At 54.5% G+C, this 15030-nt stretch carries 12 protein-coding genes and 2 CRISPR repeat arrays (1 of these 14 running past the window's edge); of the genes, 3 read left to right on the top strand and 9 right to left on the bottom strand.

The window, feature by feature from the left end:
* Positions 1-575: direct repeats of the CRISPR family, unit length 37 nt; unit sequence GTCTTAATCCCTTCAGTCAGGGCAAGTCCGTAAGGAC; it reaches 872 nt to the left of the window's first position.
* 460 nt (positions 576-1035) lie between these two features.
* Positions 1036-1923 carry a DUF6602 domain-containing protein gene (locus LF929_RS15895; RefSeq protein WP_226092658.1) on the top strand — a complete coding sequence of 296 codons (888 nt, stop codon included), beginning with the start codon at positions 1036-1038 and terminating at the stop codon, positions 1921-1923.
* A gap of 41 nt (positions 1924-1964) precedes the next feature.
* Here LF929_RS15895 and cas6 read toward each other — a convergent pair whose 3' ends face one another.
* The 9 genes from cas6 to LF929_RS15850 form a co-directional block, all read right to left on the bottom strand.
* On the bottom strand, positions 1965-2897 hold the full coding sequence (gene cas6, locus LF929_RS15890; protein WP_226092657.1) for a CRISPR system precrRNA processing endoribonuclease RAMP protein Cas6: 933 nt from the start codon (positions 2895-2897) through the stop codon (positions 1965-1967).
* A complete protein-coding gene (locus tag LF929_RS15885; RefSeq protein WP_226092656.1) occupies positions 2894-4636 on the bottom strand; it encodes an RAMP superfamily CRISPR-associated protein in 1743 nt (580 codons plus the stop codon). Before LF929_RS15885 ends, cas6 begins: the two co-directional genes overlap by 4 nt.
* Complete coding sequence (locus tag LF929_RS15880; protein ID WP_226092655.1) at positions 4633-5610, bottom strand: hypothetical protein; 978 nt, start codon at positions 5608-5610, stop codon at positions 4633-4635. Before LF929_RS15880 ends, LF929_RS15885 begins: the two co-directional genes overlap by 4 nt.
* Complete coding sequence (gene csm3, locus LF929_RS15875; protein ID WP_226092654.1) at positions 5607-6353, bottom strand: type III-A CRISPR-associated RAMP protein Csm3; 747 nt, start codon at positions 6351-6353, stop codon at positions 5607-5609. The genes LF929_RS15880 and csm3 overlap by 4 nt, the downstream gene beginning before the upstream one ends.
* A gap of 12 nt (positions 6354-6365) precedes the next feature.
* Positions 6366-6749 carry a type III-A CRISPR-associated protein Csm2 gene (csm2, locus tag LF929_RS15870; RefSeq protein ID WP_038903552.1) on the bottom strand — a complete coding sequence of 128 codons (384 nt, stop codon included), beginning with the start codon at positions 6747-6749 and terminating at the stop codon, positions 6366-6368.
* Positions 6750-6773: 24 nt separating this feature from the next.
* Complete coding sequence (gene cas10, locus LF929_RS15865; protein WP_226092653.1) at positions 6774-9206, bottom strand: type III-A CRISPR-associated protein Cas10/Csm1; 2433 nt, start codon at positions 9204-9206, stop codon at positions 6774-6776.
* Positions 9207-9340: 134 nt separating this feature from the next.
* A CRISPR array of direct repeats spans positions 9341-10078; the repeat unit is 37 nt; unit sequence GTCTTAATCCCTTCAGTCAGGGAATGTCCTTACGGAC.
* Positions 10079-10330: 252 nt separating this feature from the next.
* A complete protein-coding gene (cas2, locus tag LF929_RS15860) occupies positions 10331-10627 on the bottom strand; it encodes a CRISPR-associated endonuclease Cas2 (protein ID WP_038903554.1) in 297 nt (98 codons plus the stop codon).
* Complete coding sequence (gene cas1 / locus LF929_RS15855) at positions 10620-11501, bottom strand: CRISPR-associated endonuclease Cas1 (protein ID WP_152494844.1); 882 nt, start codon at positions 11499-11501, stop codon at positions 10620-10622. The genes cas2 and cas1 overlap by 8 nt, the downstream gene beginning before the upstream one ends.
* Positions 11502-11640: 139 nt before the next feature.
* Complete coding sequence (locus LF929_RS15850) at positions 11641-12258, bottom strand: hypothetical protein (RefSeq protein WP_038903556.1); 618 nt, start codon at positions 12256-12258, stop codon at positions 11641-11643.
* Between the two features lie 101 nt (positions 12259-12359).
* On the opposite strand from LF929_RS15850, the gene LF929_RS15845 reads away from it, so the two are divergent.
* Both LF929_RS15845 and LF929_RS15840 read left to right on the top strand, forming a co-directional pair.
* Complete coding sequence (locus LF929_RS15845; protein ID WP_226092652.1) at positions 12360-13871, top strand: TraI domain-containing protein; 1512 nt, start codon at positions 12360-12362, stop codon at positions 13869-13871.
* Between the two features lie 11 nt (positions 13872-13882).
* Positions 13883-14839, top strand: a complete 957-nt coding sequence (locus LF929_RS15840) for a site-specific integrase (RefSeq protein WP_226066743.1) — start codon at positions 13883-13885, stop codon at positions 14837-14839.
* Positions 14840-15030 lie beyond the last annotated feature (191 nt).

Here is a 15030-nt window from a genome sequence, read left to right as displayed (position 1 = left end):
AGTCCGTAAGGACAACTCCTGAATCTCGCTGATGACGAGCAGTTTCCGTCTTAATCCCTTCAGTCAGGGCAAGTCCGTAAGGACCTGAAAGGGAAATTGGTGTTGGATGGTAATATTGTCTTAATCCCTTCAGTCAGGGCAAGTCCGTAAGGACAAAAAATTATGGATAATGCATCTATTGAATATAGTCTTAATCCCTTCAGTCAGGGCAAGTCCGTAAGGACACTGGACGGATGAAACAACCCTTGCACGCTACGTCTTAATCCCTTCAGTCAGGGCAAGTCCGTAAGGACGTAAAAATGATCGCATACGGGCTGGCGACTGCTGTCTTAATCCCTTCAGTCAGGGCAAGTCCGTAAGGACGAATGTGTAAGAGTGCAGGGTATAAGGATTTTGGTCTTAATCCCTTCAGTCAGGGCAAGTCCGTAAGGACCAAGTATCTGATGAAATGCGGGTATGACCTGCAGGTCTTAATCCCTTCAGTCAGGGCAAGTCCGTAAGGACGCAGATGTTCTGCACGGTATTCGGCGGTGATATCGTCTTAATCCCTTCAGTCAGGGCAAGTCCGTAAGGACTAATGAAAACTTATAACCCATTGTTTTTATTTGATCAAGGCTGTGCGCTTTTTTCTGTTTTTCCCGCCTCAAAAAACACGTTTTTAAGCAAAAACGGTGCCAGTGCATGTGTTGTGGTGCTAATGGCTTGATGTCATGTGAGTTGTTATCGGTATGGTTTTATTTTTGCCTGTTTTTGTGCGAAAAAGCGGCCCGCCGGGGAGCGACGGGCAGAGTGGCGAAAATAAGCAAAATCTGTGCCTAAACGGGGGCCTGATATCGCAGGAAAATTTATAGATAAGCGATATACCCGTCATACTTCAAGTTGCAGGTGCGTTGGCTTCCCACGCTCACCCCAGTCACTTACTTGAGTAAGCTCCTGGGGATTCACTCGGTTGCCGCCTTCCTGCAACTCGAATTATTTAGGGTGTATACTTTCCCTCCGGGTGGATATTTATAAAATTAAAATCAGGAAAATAATATGTCTAATCAGATAAAAGAGTTATCTAAAAAAGATGGTAAGAAATATTTGAAAAATGCATTTAAATTGCAACAGGAAGTGCTGAAAACTCAATTGTTACAGTCAAAATCAGCGATTACCCATGACGGTATCAAAGGGGATGTCAATGAGAGCTATTTTTTAGATATTATTCGCCAGTATTTGCCTGAGCGCTATTCGGTTGACCGGGGAATTGTAGTGAACTCAAAAGGCCACACCAGCGACCAGATAGATGTAGTGATTTTTGACCGGCATTATACGCCGACATTATTAAATCAGCAGGGGCATCGTTTAATCCCGGCAGAAGCAGTGTATGCAGTCATGGAGGTTAAACCGACAATAGATGCATCCAACCTGGAATATGCCGCCCGTAAAGCGGCGTCTGTCAGGTCATTAGAACGTACCAATACGACTTTTCGCCATGCTGGGGGAACGGGGCAGGGAAGACTGTTTAATATTATCACCGGAATTATTGCCATTGATGTTGATTGGCGTGATGGGTTTAATAGCGATGCTTTTAAAAATAAATTACAAAGCATAAACCAGAGTGAAGATAACGGGCATAAGAATTTAGATTGTGGGTTGGCATTAAATGGTGGATGTTTTGACTTCTTTTCTAAAGAAGATGAAAAGAAAAATAAAAAAAATGAAGCCCACCAAAATAAGCCTGGAACTGAGATTACCGGTATTGTTAAAACCATAGAGAATACTCAAATGGACCATTTAACGATTCGTAATAAAGAAGAAGGTGCATTGGCTTGTTTTTTATTTCGCCTGCTGCGTGAGTTGCAGTGGCTGGGTACGGTGCCAGCGATTGACTGGAATGAGTATGCCAATATGTTGGATCATGATGATGAGCCGTCAACCTAACCCTCCACGCCGCCCGCAGGCGGCGTTTTTTCTTTCTGGCGTTAACGGGGAACCGCCTCTAACTGGTAGCGCCCCAGCCCGAAACTGCTGTTTTTGCCTACGTGCAACCACTGGCCGAGCCACAGCCACGGCCACAGCGGCGTCAGCTCGCCGTGGAGCGTGACGTCACCGATAAATCCGCCGAGATTCATCTCCTGTTGCTGGCGGCTGGAGTAGCGTTGCCAGTTCATCCAGCGCAACTGGCCGGGTTGCAGCGTGATGGGCTGCGTGGTGAGCGGCGGCGGCGGGGCAATGCCCAGAGAGGCGGCCAGCGTGTGCAGGCGTCGCTCCAGCGCGGCCAGCAGGTCGTGCGCCTGAAGTTCACGCACCCGCACCAGTTGCCCCTGGCGCAACAGCCGGGTCGGGGTGGTGAAGTGCAGGCGCAGTGCGTCTGCCGCCGGGGGCGGTGGCGGTGTTTGCGTGGTGGCGTGCGGCAGGATAAACGGCTGGTCGTGACGCCAGATGGTCAGCCAGCGCGCGTCATGCGGTGTTGTATCGGGCTGCTCGACCTGCACCTGGCACAACTGTGCTGGCACCCGCTGGCTGCCAAACCCCTGAACGGCTGCCTGCATCCAGGCCAGAATGATCAGGCTCAGGTGCGGTAGCGCCGGGCCGTGCAGCACCACGTCTACCGGCCAGATTTCCCCTGCGGCAAGCGCCCCCTGAACGGCGGGTGGCTCCAGTACATAAGGCGGAGCCGGTTGGGGCTGGCCGGAGGTGTGTTGCAGCAGGCGCGGCTCAAACAGCAGTGGGTATTGGCAACCGGCCAGCAATGGGCAGCCGTCACACTGTTTCTGGCGGCTGATGCAACAGATGCGCCGCAGCGCATGGCCAAACGCGCCGCGCAGCATGGAGCCGCTAAACAGCGGCAGCACCAGCGGTTCCCTGCTTTGAAAACAGAGGCGGTAACGCGCCAGATGGCAAGCCCATGTCATAGCAGCTTATTCCTCAAGGCCGTGAGCTTTTTGTCTTTGCCGGGTTTGATGCCCCAATAGCTGAGGATGGTGTCAAACAGTGTACACAGATCGGCTTTCTCTTCTGCCGAGCCTTCAGCGGCAACGCAACCCACACAGGTGGCTAACTGACCACGCAGCGGGCCGTTGGGGTTTTTACGCTGGAATGTTTGCTCACTTGTCAGGCTTTCTGCCAGCGACATGATGGACTGGCGCGCCTGGCTCTGGCGGGCTTTGTCTGCCAGCCGCTGCGCTTCCTCTTCACGGGCCTTGGCCAGCCGCTGTGCCTCTTCCTCTCGCGCTTTGGCCAACTGTTGACGTTGTTGTTGCTCGGCCAGCCGTTGCTGGCGGTGGGCGTGCTGCTGTTGCTGATGGTCTGCCAGCCACTGTTGCTGCCGCTGGCACCAGTCCTGATGGCTGGCGACAAACTCAGTCACTTCCGGCTGGTCAGGCTGGTGCAGCAGCACCCAGCCAAAGGGCAGCGCCTGCGTCAGTGCATCCGCCTGGGGCAGCGCCAGCGTGCAGGTGGTGACATCCGGGTGGTAGGTGGGGCGCGTGCCTTGTTTCCCCAGCCGGGCGATATGCCGCCAGCCTTCCACGGTTTTGCTGATGGCCCCGCCGTATTTGCCGACCCGCAGCAAGAGCACCTCGCCGCGCTGTAGCGGGCCGTCTAACTGGCGCAGTAATTGTTGCATCTGCGCCACCCAGTCCTGGCCGGGGGCGTACACATCATCGGTGCCGATGCCATTTTCAACCAGCCATGCCAGCTCGTGATGGCATTGCGGCAGGGTTATCTGGTTCACCTGTTGCGCCAGTTGCGACACTTTGCCAAGCCACTGCTTCAGGTGCGGGTTTTTTATTGCGAGAGCGGCGGGCGGCGTTTTCACGGTTATCTGGCAGTGCAACGGGCTTTGCCGGGGTTTGAGGCATTCAACCGGCGGCAGTTCCATATTGTCAGCCTTGTTATTCTGCTTCTCGGTGCGTTTGAGCGGTTGGCGGCGCACCAGCCAGTAATCCAGCATGGGCGGGTGCTCTGCCGGGCTTACGGCATCCCCCACCTGTAGCCAGTGGAAGGGGTCATGCTCAATGCGGTATCGCTGTTTGGTGGGGCTGTCGCGGCGGGTATCAAAGCCCAGTAGCTGGCGTTCCGCATCCTGCGCCACCTTGCTGCTCAGTTTGTCGGTTTCCCGTCGCTCGGCGTGCAGTGCCTGGCCTTGATTGAGCGCGCTGACCAGTGCGGTGCGGATAGCCCCTTTGAGCGTAGAGCCGGGAATATAAGGTGCGCCCAGTGCAGCCCCGACGTGGCGCATTAGCTCTAGCTGGTTGATCACCTGCTTTTTGTTTTTGGTATCGTTCTGCATCACCTGCCCGAGCCGTGACTGGTAATAACGGCTGATGCCGGGTAACAGCGGGCACATCCGGCGGGCGGCGTATTTCAGCTTGCCCGCTTCCCGAGCCAGAAAGCGCTGCACGGTCAGCGGCAGTGCAGGGTCATTGCTCTCAAGAATAGTGAGCAACTCGCTGCGCTGTGTCGCCGTGAGCGCCGGGCTAAGGCCGCCTTGCCCCAGTTCATACAGCGCGTTTTGGTCTATCAGGTATTCACCGGGGTTCAGGCTGTCGCCGGTGGCGACATGCACCGGCGACAGGCAGGTGAGGGTGAAGCATTGCGTTTTGTCGCTGTCACAGGCGGTGTGGCGACGTGGCGTCTGGTCAGGGGTCATTGTGGCTGTGCCTTATGGTGAAAGCGCACCGGGATCACCGGCGCATAGCCCTGATGCACCGTTTGTGGCAGGGCGGAGGAAAGACGACCATTGCCGCCTAACCCCTGGCCGACAAACGGGCAGTTATCCGGGGTGACGGGGGCCAGCACGGCGGCGCTGTCTGCCAGTAGCAGTGGGTTTTTAAACGGATGGCCCTGCACCACCAGTGCGGCACCGTGGCGGCCAAAGCGCACCAGCGGCGAGAAGAAACTGTCGGCATTGTGCCAGTGGCCTTGCTGCGGCGCGCAGGGGGCGAGCGTCAGGCGCAGCGGGTTGCCGTCAGGCGTGGGCAGCTCCGGCATCGGCTGTGGCGTGAGGTGAAAACGCCCTTTGCCGATGCTGGCATCTTTTCCATAGCCCAGCAGGCCGATGGCACGCAGCGCGTCGGTCAGTTGTGCGGCGCTCAGGCGCTCATCATGCAGCAGGTAGAGATCCCAGGCGGTGTCCACACCAAACCAGTGCTGTTCACTGCCAAACGGGGCGAAAGCGTCGTCGCCGGTGGTGAGCGTCTGGCGGTTGATGCTGTTGTGCATCTGCACGTCGCTGAGGTGCCGGTGGTGCTCGGGCGCGGCGGTTAAATGCGCGCTCCACTCGGCCAGCGGCCGGTGAACCGCCTCAAGCGGCAGCCAGCATTGCTGTTTACGTTGTTTGCGGGCGCGGGCATCGGCGGCGAAGCCCAGAAGGTGTTCGGGTAGGTGCGGGCGCGGCAGGTGGTCGGCCAGCATTGGGTCGCTAATCACCGTGAACGGGCGCTGGTCGTGGTAGCCTGTCAGCAGCGCATTCAGGCCCGCCTCACCGAGGGATTCGCGCAAATACCAGCATAACTGGCCAAACAGCGTGTCGCCGCGCAGCGCGGTGGCAAAGGCGCTGTCGGGGAACAGCCGCAGGCGTAGCCATTGCCACGCAGCGGCGGGGGCAACGGGGGAGGACATCATCTGGCTCCCTGCGTGGTGTGTTTAAACGGCTGTAACTGCTCAAAGCGCGGCTGGAGGTCTTCCCCGTCGAGGGTCAGCGCTTCAAAGCGCACTTTGCCATACCCACGGGAAATGCTGCCGCCCAGCCCGTCCAGCTCCAGCATTTTCAGGCCCGCCAGCAAGGTGTCGAGCAGGTCGGGGCTGTCGCCATCAAGCTGGCGCACGGTGAGGCGAAAGGCAAAGCGGCTGCCGGCAGGCACACGCTCGATAAAGCGCGGGTGCAGCGCCACGCCGCTGATGCGGTCAATACAGTTTTCCGCTTTCTCTTCGGTCTGGACGTGCCCGCCTTGCTGCTTCAGCCAGTGTTGGTCAAATTCGCAGTCCCAGAAGGACAGGCGGGTCGGGCCGACCTGTTGGGCTTGTTCGGAGGAAAGCTTGTCGCCGCCGCTGACGCCAAACAGTTGCAGGATTTTCAGTGCCTGTAGTGCCTGTGCCTGTTTTTTATCGTCGTTCAGTTTCTGGTAAACCTGATGACTGAGCACCTTGCCTTCGGTTTCGCCGACCACACCAGCGCGCCATTCGAGCAGGCTGCGCAGTTTGCCTTTCAGGCTGGAGCCGGGAATGTAAGGCTGCCGGGTCAATGGGTGGCGCACCACGGCGCTGTCGATGCCGCCAATCTGCAATTCAGTGTCGCCGCCGCCAATGTGTAACCCGGTTTCACACACAAGGGTGGCGCGTAACGTCTGGATATTGTTCAGTTGCATGAGATGTCCTTGTCAGTCGCGGCGCATGGCGCGTAAAAAACCGAGGGTGGCTTCAAAAAACAGCCGACCGTTTTTCAGGTGCTGGCAGGTGTCGATGCTGCGAATCAGGTTTTGCATGGTGTCGCAAAACGTTTTAGAGATAAGCTCGCGCCCTTCGGCGTACGCCAGATGGGCACTGATCATGCGGATTTCCGGCAGGTAGGTATCAAAGGTGTTCTTATCGCCATTGATGCGCTGCTCCAGTTGCTGTAACTGGTCGTAAAAGCGGCGCAACTGGGTGGGTTTGTCCTTCTTACCGCGTTGCTCCAACTGTTCGGCAAATTTTTGGGCGTCGGTATCAAAAAACGTCGCCTCCGGCTTGTCCAGTTGGCGTTTAAAGTAGTCGAGCGTCGTCATGCTGTGTCCTTATTGTTGTGCGTTTTATTCGCCGCGCGGCACCGTGCGGTAGTGGTAAAGATGGCGCTGAAGCGCGACCCGGTAACGCTGGCGGTGCTGTTTCAGGTGCTGTTCCAGTGTTGCGAACAAGGCCAAATGAAGCTGATGGCGGAACGCTGCCGGGTTTTCTTGTGCCGGTACTTTCACTTTATCCACCAGATTGCGGCGTAAAAAATAGGCCAGTCGGCTGCGCCACAGTGCCGACTGCGGTTTTGTTGACTCCTCCGCCGACTGTTCACTGAGCGCCAGCAACCGGTAAAGCAGGCCGGAGGAGAGCGGGTAGCCTTCCTGCTCGCGCCAGCGCGCCAGCTCCTCGCTGCACGCCAGTAACGCGTCATATTCCGGCCAGCCCATCACCTGGTTATACAGGCAGATGGCATTCTTGCCGGGGTGTTGCTTGGCCTGCTCCAGAGCAGCTTCGGCCTGAGCCGCCAGCGCCCGCACCGGGTAGCCGGGTTTGACCTGCACCAGCCCGAGCGAGAAATGCAGCGCCGGGTTGTGACCGCTGTAGCGCGCGAAGTGCTGCGCCATTGTGAGTGCCAGCGTCTGCTGGCTGCGCCACGGGCCAATCAAAAAGAAATCGTCACCGCCAGCGAATACGGTGTAGGTATTGGCAAAGCGCGGGTCTTGGCGGCACAGATGCGGCAGCCACAGGGTGAAAAACAGGTGTATCTGGCGCGACAGGCCGATGGTTTTGGCAAAGCCTGGCTGCGGCAAGCCGCTGCGAAACAGATGACCAAGATTGTCGATATCCCCTTTCAGTACGCCCAGCGCGCAGGTGCCGCGTAACTGCTGGTCGGCATCCTGATACACGTCTTCATAGCTCAGGTGATCAAAGGTTTTGATGTCGCCATCATCGAGCTCCTCTGCAACGCCGGGGTAGCGCTCTGGCTGATACTCGCCCTGCGCCAGCGGCATCCAGCCATTGATAAAACGGCGGGCATAACCCTGAAACAGGGGCACACCTTCCGGCGGCAGGCTGATGTCCCAGCAGCGGCGCAGGCTGCCGTTACGCGCCAGCTCGCCGAATTTGCCGCTGGCCTCCTGCGGGCTGACGGCCACCACCTGGTAGCCAAACAGCGTCAGGTGCAGGCAGCGGTTATCAGGGAAGGTGGCGGTGCTGTCACGCAGGATCAGCAGCCGGGCGTAACGCTCGCCGCGGCTTATCCAGTGGCCGAGGGTTATCTGGTCTGCCGCCAGTCGGCTACAGCCAAGCCCGTTGAGGGTGGTGTCCACCGGGTGTCGGCCATTGATTGGGCAGGGCTCGCCCCCTGCGCCCTGTGCGATGTGGTCCAGATAACCGTCAAACACCGGCGGGGGCGCATCACCGGCACACAGGGAGAAGCGCTGGTATTTCTGTTGCTCCATCGCCTGCGCCAGCCGGTTTTGCAGCGTGCCGTAAGCCTGCTCGCCGAGGAACTCGGCGCTGCCTGCCACCGTGCTGCACAGCCCGATGCCGGTTTGCGCGTAGGTGTGGGTTAAAAACCACTCATCAAGGCGCTGGCGCAACTCAGCCAGCCGTTCGGTGGCATCCGGCAGATTCGGCGCGACAATCAGGCTTTTGCCGGCGGCGTTAATCAACTGGCACACCGGCGGCAGGTCAAAGGCTTCCAGCACCCGCAGCGCGGCGGTTTCCGCCAGCAGCGACACCTGAAACGAGCGCCCGCGCAGCAATTTGGCGGCCATTTTTTGCGTCTGGTTGCCCTGGGCGAAAATCAGCTCTTGAATGCCGAACACATCGGCCTGAATCAGCAGCAGGCGCGCATCGTCGCCCGGCGTGAGCGGCATCTCCTGCTCCGGCTCGGCCTGACGGGCGTGGTGCTGCCACAGGGCGACAGCGAGCGCCGCCGTGGTTTTACCCTGATCGTACAGCGAAATGCCGCTGGTCCCGTCATCGTCTGGCAGCGCGTGGCAGGTGGTCATCCACAGGCTGTCGAGGTGGTCAAGCCATAGTGACGGTTGCAGGCGGTGGGCGGCGGGGATCGCCTCCAGTCCCGCCAGCAATGCCTGATACACCTGCCGGTACGCCGCCTGCCGTTCGCTGGCAGGCAACGCTGCCGTCACCGGCATCAGCGAATCGACCCCCAGCGGGGCCAGCGGGCTGTAACTGGGTGCTGCCGGGGCGCTGTGGTTATCGTCCGCTAACAGGTGGGTGAGCGGTATCAGCCCGGTTTCGCCACGGCTTACGGGCGTGTCCGGCACGCCGCGCGCCAGTCTGGCGGCGAAATCCAATAGCGGGGTTAATGTATTTTCGTGCAGATCCGCACGGTTTGAGAGGCTTTCCGGTAGCGGCGCAAACAGTTTGTTTGCCAGTGCCGGTGACGGGAAGTCCTGAATGCCGGCACGCTGCGCCAGCGGTTTCAGGTTATGTAACAGCGCAAAGGCAGCCACATGGCAAGAGGCGGCAAGCCAGTTCATTGACATCTCCTTGTGCCAAAACGGGGCGCGCCACGTTGCCCGCCCGTAACGGGCTTAACCATACGAAATTTCAGCCGGAATGCCTACCAACGGATAAAGGAAATTTGAGAATGGGCGGAAAACCGCCCGGTGGAGAGAAAATCCCTTCAGTCAGGGGATGTCCAATAAGGACAGGAGAGGAAGAAGTTGAAGAAGAGGAGGAAGTGCCTTAATCCCTTCAGTCAGGGTGAGTCCATAAGGACAAGGTTCATCATCCAATCGCGTTGAAAAATTTGGGTCTTAATCCCTTCAGTCAGGGAATGTCCTTACGGACGATGCCGCCTATGCTGCCGCCCGTGCCGCCTATGTCTTAATCCCTTCAGTCAGGGAACGTCCTTACGGACCAAATAGCTATATTCGTCAGGCCCGCCCATTGATCTTAATCCCTTCAGTCAGGGAATGTCCTTACGGACTTAAAAGAACATTCGAAGCTCAGCGTCAAATAGTCTTAATCCCTTCAGTCAGGGAATGTCCTTACGGACCGATGATGCTGGAGGCTGAGGTGGTGCTGTTCCTGTCTTAATCCCTTCAGTCAGGGAATGTCCTTACGGACGCGAACCACCCACGCAAATCCGGTTCATGATAAGTCTTAATCCCTTCAGTCAGGGAATGTCCTTACGGACGAAATTCTGGATGCCGGCGCGTGCAAAGACGGGTCTTAATCCCTTCAGTCAGGGAATGTCCTTACGGACTAAAGCCCCTGACGCGTATGTGACCGCGTACTTGTCTTAATCCCTTCAGTCAGGGAATGTCCTTACGGACTACAAACAAATATATTAAATAAAGATAATTTTAGGTCTTAATCCCTTCAGTCAGGGAATGTCCTTACGGACTAATGAAAATGTATAACTCATTGTTTTTATTTGAGCAAGCAAACGCGTTTTTTTCTGTTTTTTCCGCCGCAAAAAACACGTTTTTAAGCAAAAGTAGTGCCACTACAAACGCCGTGGCGCTAATGGCTTGATGTGGCGTGAATTGTGGTGAGCGTTATTTTATTTTTGCTGGTTTTTTGTACGTAAAAGCGGCCCACTGGGGAGCGATGGGCGCGGAGGGGAAAATAAGCAAATTACGTGCCGGTTGTGTGCTTAAAACACAAAATCATTCAGACGCGGGTCGGAGTGAATGAGTAAGTAGTCCGATCGAGGGCCAAGGTGAAAACTGCCGGGTGGGGTGTCAAACGGCAGGCAAAGCAGACGGTCTTCCTCTGGGTTAATCAGACGTTGTAATTCACGGCATAGAGCCTGGCGTTCCGGTACGGTAAGCGCAAATAAAAAAAGCGACTTTTGCAATGCCCAGCCTTGTGACGCGCAGCGTCGCTGCATTTTTCGCAGCCGCTTTGGACAGGTGATGTCATAACCAATCAGCCAAAGGGGTTTAGACATAACGGGCCTCCCGTTCCAGTAGGTGGCGACACAATCGCGCCAGGCGGCGTAAACCCTGGCGGCGGCTTGCCAGCCAGCTAAACCAGTCGGTGTAGAAAATCTGCTGTCCCTGCCTGGTAAGCCGACAGGCGGAATCATTATGAGTGAAGTGTTCGGCAGTGAGCTGGCGCTGTTGCCATAAATCCAGTATGTGGTTTTCCAGCGTAGCGCGCGTCAGTTCTTTGATATCGAGTAATAGACTGTGGCGGCGATACCCGGTGCTATGGTGCAGTCCAAGATTAATGTCAAAGCCTTCAGCGAGGAGTGGGCGTATCAGTGCCTGATCTTCTAACGTAGATGAAAGCGACAGTAGCGCATTTATCGGGTCGCTCGGTGGCTGGCGTTGGCGACCTTGAAAGCCACTGTCCGGCAGCGCGTGATGCCATGCTTGCCAATAATGATGGCTCAGATGGGCCTCATCCAACATCAGCGAATGGTGTATTTCAGTTGGCAGTGGTGGTAGCGGCTCGGCGTGTAAGCGTTTTAAAACCCGATTTTGTCCCTCCCGGCGCGCCGTTATTAATTGCATTACCAACTTAGCTCGGCAGTCTTCTTGTAATGTTACCCGATACTGTAGCAGGCGTAATGCGTTAGGCGGTGTTTGCGGGTTAAAGAGGTGCGCGCAACCCCGGCGTCCGACTGCGATTAGTTCAATGCCTTTTTCAGCCAGCCGTAACAGGAGATCGCTGTTGAGGGTAATTCCCGGACCAATAACGATGCGTTCAAGATCGCCTAATGGAAACAGGCGGGCATTTCTCTCCGGGTGAGAAAGATGAAGCAGTCCATCTTGCAAACAGAGATGATAATCAGGCCTGTCGAGGATCAATGTCGTCATGGTATCGATGTTCACTATGAAGTTTTTTTAATCATAGTGGCTGATGTGAACGGTGCGATTGTAAAAATAGAAACTGGGGAGGGTAAAAGAGAAAAGTGTGATGCTTTTAGCACCCGACATTGTGAATCTGTTTATGTATTCATTTTGAATACGTTGTCGACGAGGTAATAGAGGACATTGTTTCTAAGCCAGACATGATTTTTCCGCTGCGTGCACGTATAACCAGCATATAGCCACGGTCTTGAATCTGCGGATAACGCCACTGTTTGCAGAGTTCAACTGCCCTGAATACACCCTCCTGCCATCCAGACATTCGCCATTGCCTGACGTGAATACGCATCTGCGGAAAGGTCTTTTTTAGTCGCCTAATCTTACTGCGAGTGAACAGGTGTGATTGCATCAAAATCTGGGTGTCGCTGTTTGCGATGTCATTAATACGGTCGATGAGTTCATTCCATGCCTGTTCAAGGTCGGTCGGCGAGGTTCGAAGTTTACTGACATCTCTAACGTTATTGACGTGTAGAGCAACAGTACCAGCGTTAGTTCGGCGAAGTTTCTTAACAAAGAAATAATCACGATCTATATGACCAATCAGCCAATATGCCGGTCTTAAAATTAGAGGTAAAAGTAACGCGAGCGATGTGACGATAGCGACTAACGCAGCAATATTGGACATCGGTACAGGTAGCGATGGAGTGATAATCACGAAAGCTGTCAACAACAGGAAAAGTTCCCATATCAGGATAGTCAGTAGCATAACAATCATTTTTTATGTTCAACCATGAAATTAAAATTTTGTTGCTGGATGGAGAGCGCCTCATAGCTTAATAGCCCATTTTCAGGTGAGAAGGGGAAATTATGCTTGGCTGGCTGAAAAAACAGGTATCAGGGCTGTCACCGCGCGGAAATATTATAACGCCCGGTGTCTCAGCTGGGGAGACCGTATCAGCTGAGGGCTGGATCCTCCCTTGTTCGGCCGATGAGTTGCTGGCTTCTGCAGGCCGGCCTCGGCTCATGCAAGCGCTCTGGGAGAACTGTCCACTCTCAGCCAGCATGTTTGAGTCATTGTGGCTTTCTCCTTTACACCACATCGCCGAGCTGGCTCAGGCATTGCCGCTGCCAATAGCATCAGGTGAATATGGACGGCGTGGTGGACTACTTGATGCAGTGCTGTCTGTGTCGGTGTGTGCCGTTCGATTATCCAGGTCTCACTTGCTGCCACCAGGGGCACCGCCGGAAGAGCAGGCTGCGCAGAGTTCTGCATGGTGTACGGCTATCTACTACGCAGCACTGTTCAGTCTGGCTGGTGAGCTGGGTTCTGTCAGCGGCGAAACACGTAATGGCAAGCCCTGGTTACCTGCGTTAATCCCCCCGACTGATGTGTATCGGTTTCGTCTGGAGTCTGATGTATCAGCTTCGCATTACTGGCGTCTGATGATTGCGGGACGCCTGCTTCCACAGTCGGCACTCATCTGGCTGTCTCAATGGCCACCCGTATTACAAGCGTTGCTGTCATATCTTGATGAACGGGCAGGCGGGATGGTTTCTGTCATTGTTGGTAATGCCTGGGAAAGATGTGGTCTTTCTGGGGAAGAAAGTCATGCAACACAGTTAATTGCAACGTCAACGAGTACCAGTATATCTCAGAATACTGAGAACTATTCTGATGAACATCCTGTATCAATGGGGATAAAAAGCGAAATAGAAAAACAAAACAATAATTATAATAATAAGCCTGATGATAATAAGATTGCTGACAACATGCCGGTATTGGCTACTCAGGAACCAGACGTTCCAATGAGTATCAGTCCTGATGAACTGGTTTCTGCATTGCACTCTCCAGAAAACGCTGAAGATAGCGAGCAACAACAGCAGGATACTGCGTCGGGTGATGCGGATATCGACACACTGTCGATACTTGATCGTCAGCTTTTTTCGTCAGCGGAAGATAAGGAATCCATTTCCGTCAATGAGCCAACGGGTGAGCATGGTGAGAAGCAGTACGGTCGTTTATTTTTTGATTGGATTGTCGAAGGGATTAATTCGGATTCTATTTCTGTCAATGAGCGAGATAGCTTTACTCATGTAGTCAGTCAGTTCTTATTTTTGAAAACGCCAGAGTGCTTTTTTAAGTATTTATCCTCGTCAGGCGTCGATATCGATAAATCTGCGTTGCAGCAATCGTTTGAAGCTTGCAGCTACCACCATACACGCGGAGGTAAAGGAATTTATACCTATCGTATTTATGATAATCAGGAAAGAGCAGGGAAATATGAAAAAATAGCAGGTTATATGATACCCATTACTGCATTGTCTAAATGCAAAAACAGGCTGGTAAATAGCAGCCCATATGTTTCACCTAATAATTAAGGACAATCTACATGACTGATATTGGTTATGAGAGTCTGCTGGATGATTATTTTTTTTCTAAATCGTTACGTCCGGCTACGGAGTGGAGTTACCGCAAGGTCACAAATTCATTTATTCGGTTTGCATCTGATATTCCGCCGTGTCGTGTGGACAGGGCGGCAGTATTGCACTGGCGTCGACACTTACTGACAGAAAAGAAAGTATCGGCAAGAACCTGGAACAATAAGGTGGCACATATGCGTGCGATATTTAATCACGGCATAAAAACACGACTGCTGCCCCATACCGAGAATCCGTTTAATAACGTGATTACACGGCCCGATATGAAGCGCAAGAAGACATTGGCTGCTGGACAACTGGACGCGATTGATCGCCTCATGGAGCAGCATCTGGAGCTGGAGCGTCAGGGGATGGGGGTGAATTTTAATGAATGCGCACTGTATCCCGCCTGGTTCTGGAAAACGGTTCTCGATACGTTGCGTTATACGGGTATGCGGCAGAATCAGCTGCTGCACATTCGTCTGAGTGATGTGAACCTGGATTTGGGGATCATCAATTTGCGCCCGGAAGGGTCGAAAAATCATCGCGAACACCGGGTGCCGATAATTTCTGTGCTACGCCAGGGATTGAGTCGGCTGATCGAGGAATCGATAGCCCGCGAGGCGCAACCGGATGAGCAGTTGTTTAATGTTTATCGGTTTATTGGCAGAGCGAGCAATGGCATGGTGCCGATGTCAGAGATACCACTGCGTTCGTTCTTCCGCAGACTGTCGAATGAATGCCGTTTTACGGTCAGCCCTCACCGTTTCCGTCATACGCTGGCCACGGAAATGATGAAAAGCCCGGACAGGAACCTGCAGATCGTGAAAAACCTGCTGGGGCACTCCAGTCTGACTACGACGTTGGAGTACGTGGAGTCGAATATTGACAGTATCCGGGCGGCGCTTGAGGGGGAATTGCGCTGTTAGCTGACTAATGATAAGGATGAATTAACTTTGTTCTTTACACTGGCTTGACAGAAAAAGGAAAAGTTGTAAGTATTTCGCGGGCAATAGGAAACCGGTGCATACGACTAATATGCACCGGTTTATGAGTCTCAACTTCTTCACTGTGTGTACTTGTCAACGGACACAGATCCAAGGTTGGGCCCATTTAGCTG

The sequence above is a fragment of the Dickeya oryzae genome, from assembly GCF_020406815.2.
GTDB classification, from domain to species: domain Bacteria; phylum Pseudomonadota; class Gammaproteobacteria; order Enterobacterales; family Enterobacteriaceae; genus Dickeya; species Dickeya oryzae.
Note: the sequence above shows the minus strand (reverse complement) of the source record. Positions and strands in the feature narration are given on the sequence as shown.

What these genes read in the sequence shown, in the direction of transcription:
- LF929_RS15850 (WP_038903556.1), bottom strand. Translation starts at nt 12,258, where the DNA reads ATGCTACTGACTATCCTGATATGGGAACTTTTCCTGTTGTTGACAGCT.
- cas6 (WP_226092657.1), bottom strand. Translation starts at nt 2,897, where the DNA reads ATGACATGGGCTTGCCATCTGGCGCGTTACCGCCTCTGTTTTCAAAGC.
- cas1 (WP_152494844.1), bottom strand. Translation starts at nt 11,501, where the DNA reads ATGACGACATTGATCCTCGACAGGCCTGATTATCATCTCTGTTTGCAA.
- LF929_RS15845 (WP_226092652.1), top strand. Translation starts at nt 12,360, where the DNA reads ATGCTTGGCTGGCTGAAAAAACAGGTATCAGGGCTGTCACCGCGCGGA.
- LF929_RS15840 (WP_226066743.1), top strand. Translation starts at nt 13,883, where the DNA reads ATGACTGATATTGGTTATGAGAGTCTGCTGGATGATTATTTTTTTTCT.
- cas10 (WP_226092653.1), bottom strand. Translation starts at nt 9,206, where the DNA reads ATGAACTGGCTTGCCGCCTCTTGCCATGTGGCTGCCTTTGCGCTGTTA.
- LF929_RS15880 (WP_226092655.1), bottom strand. Translation starts at nt 5,610, where the DNA reads ATGATGTCCTCCCCCGTTGCCCCCGCCGCTGCGTGGCAATGGCTACGC.
- LF929_RS15895 (WP_226092658.1), top strand. Translation starts at nt 1,036, where the DNA reads ATGTCTAATCAGATAAAAGAGTTATCTAAAAAAGATGGTAAGAAATAT.
- LF929_RS15885 (WP_226092656.1), bottom strand. Translation starts at nt 4,636, where the DNA reads ATGACCCCTGACCAGACGCCACGTCGCCACACCGCCTGTGACAGCGAC.
- csm3 (WP_226092654.1), bottom strand. Translation starts at nt 6,353, where the DNA reads ATGCAACTGAACAATATCCAGACGTTACGCGCCACCCTTGTGTGTGAA.
- cas2 (WP_038903554.1), bottom strand. Translation starts at nt 10,627, where the DNA reads ATGTCTAAACCCCTTTGGCTGATTGGTTATGACATCACCTGTCCAAAG.
- csm2 (WP_038903552.1), bottom strand. Translation starts at nt 6,749, where the DNA reads ATGACGACGCTCGACTACTTTAAACGCCAACTGGACAAGCCGGAGGCG.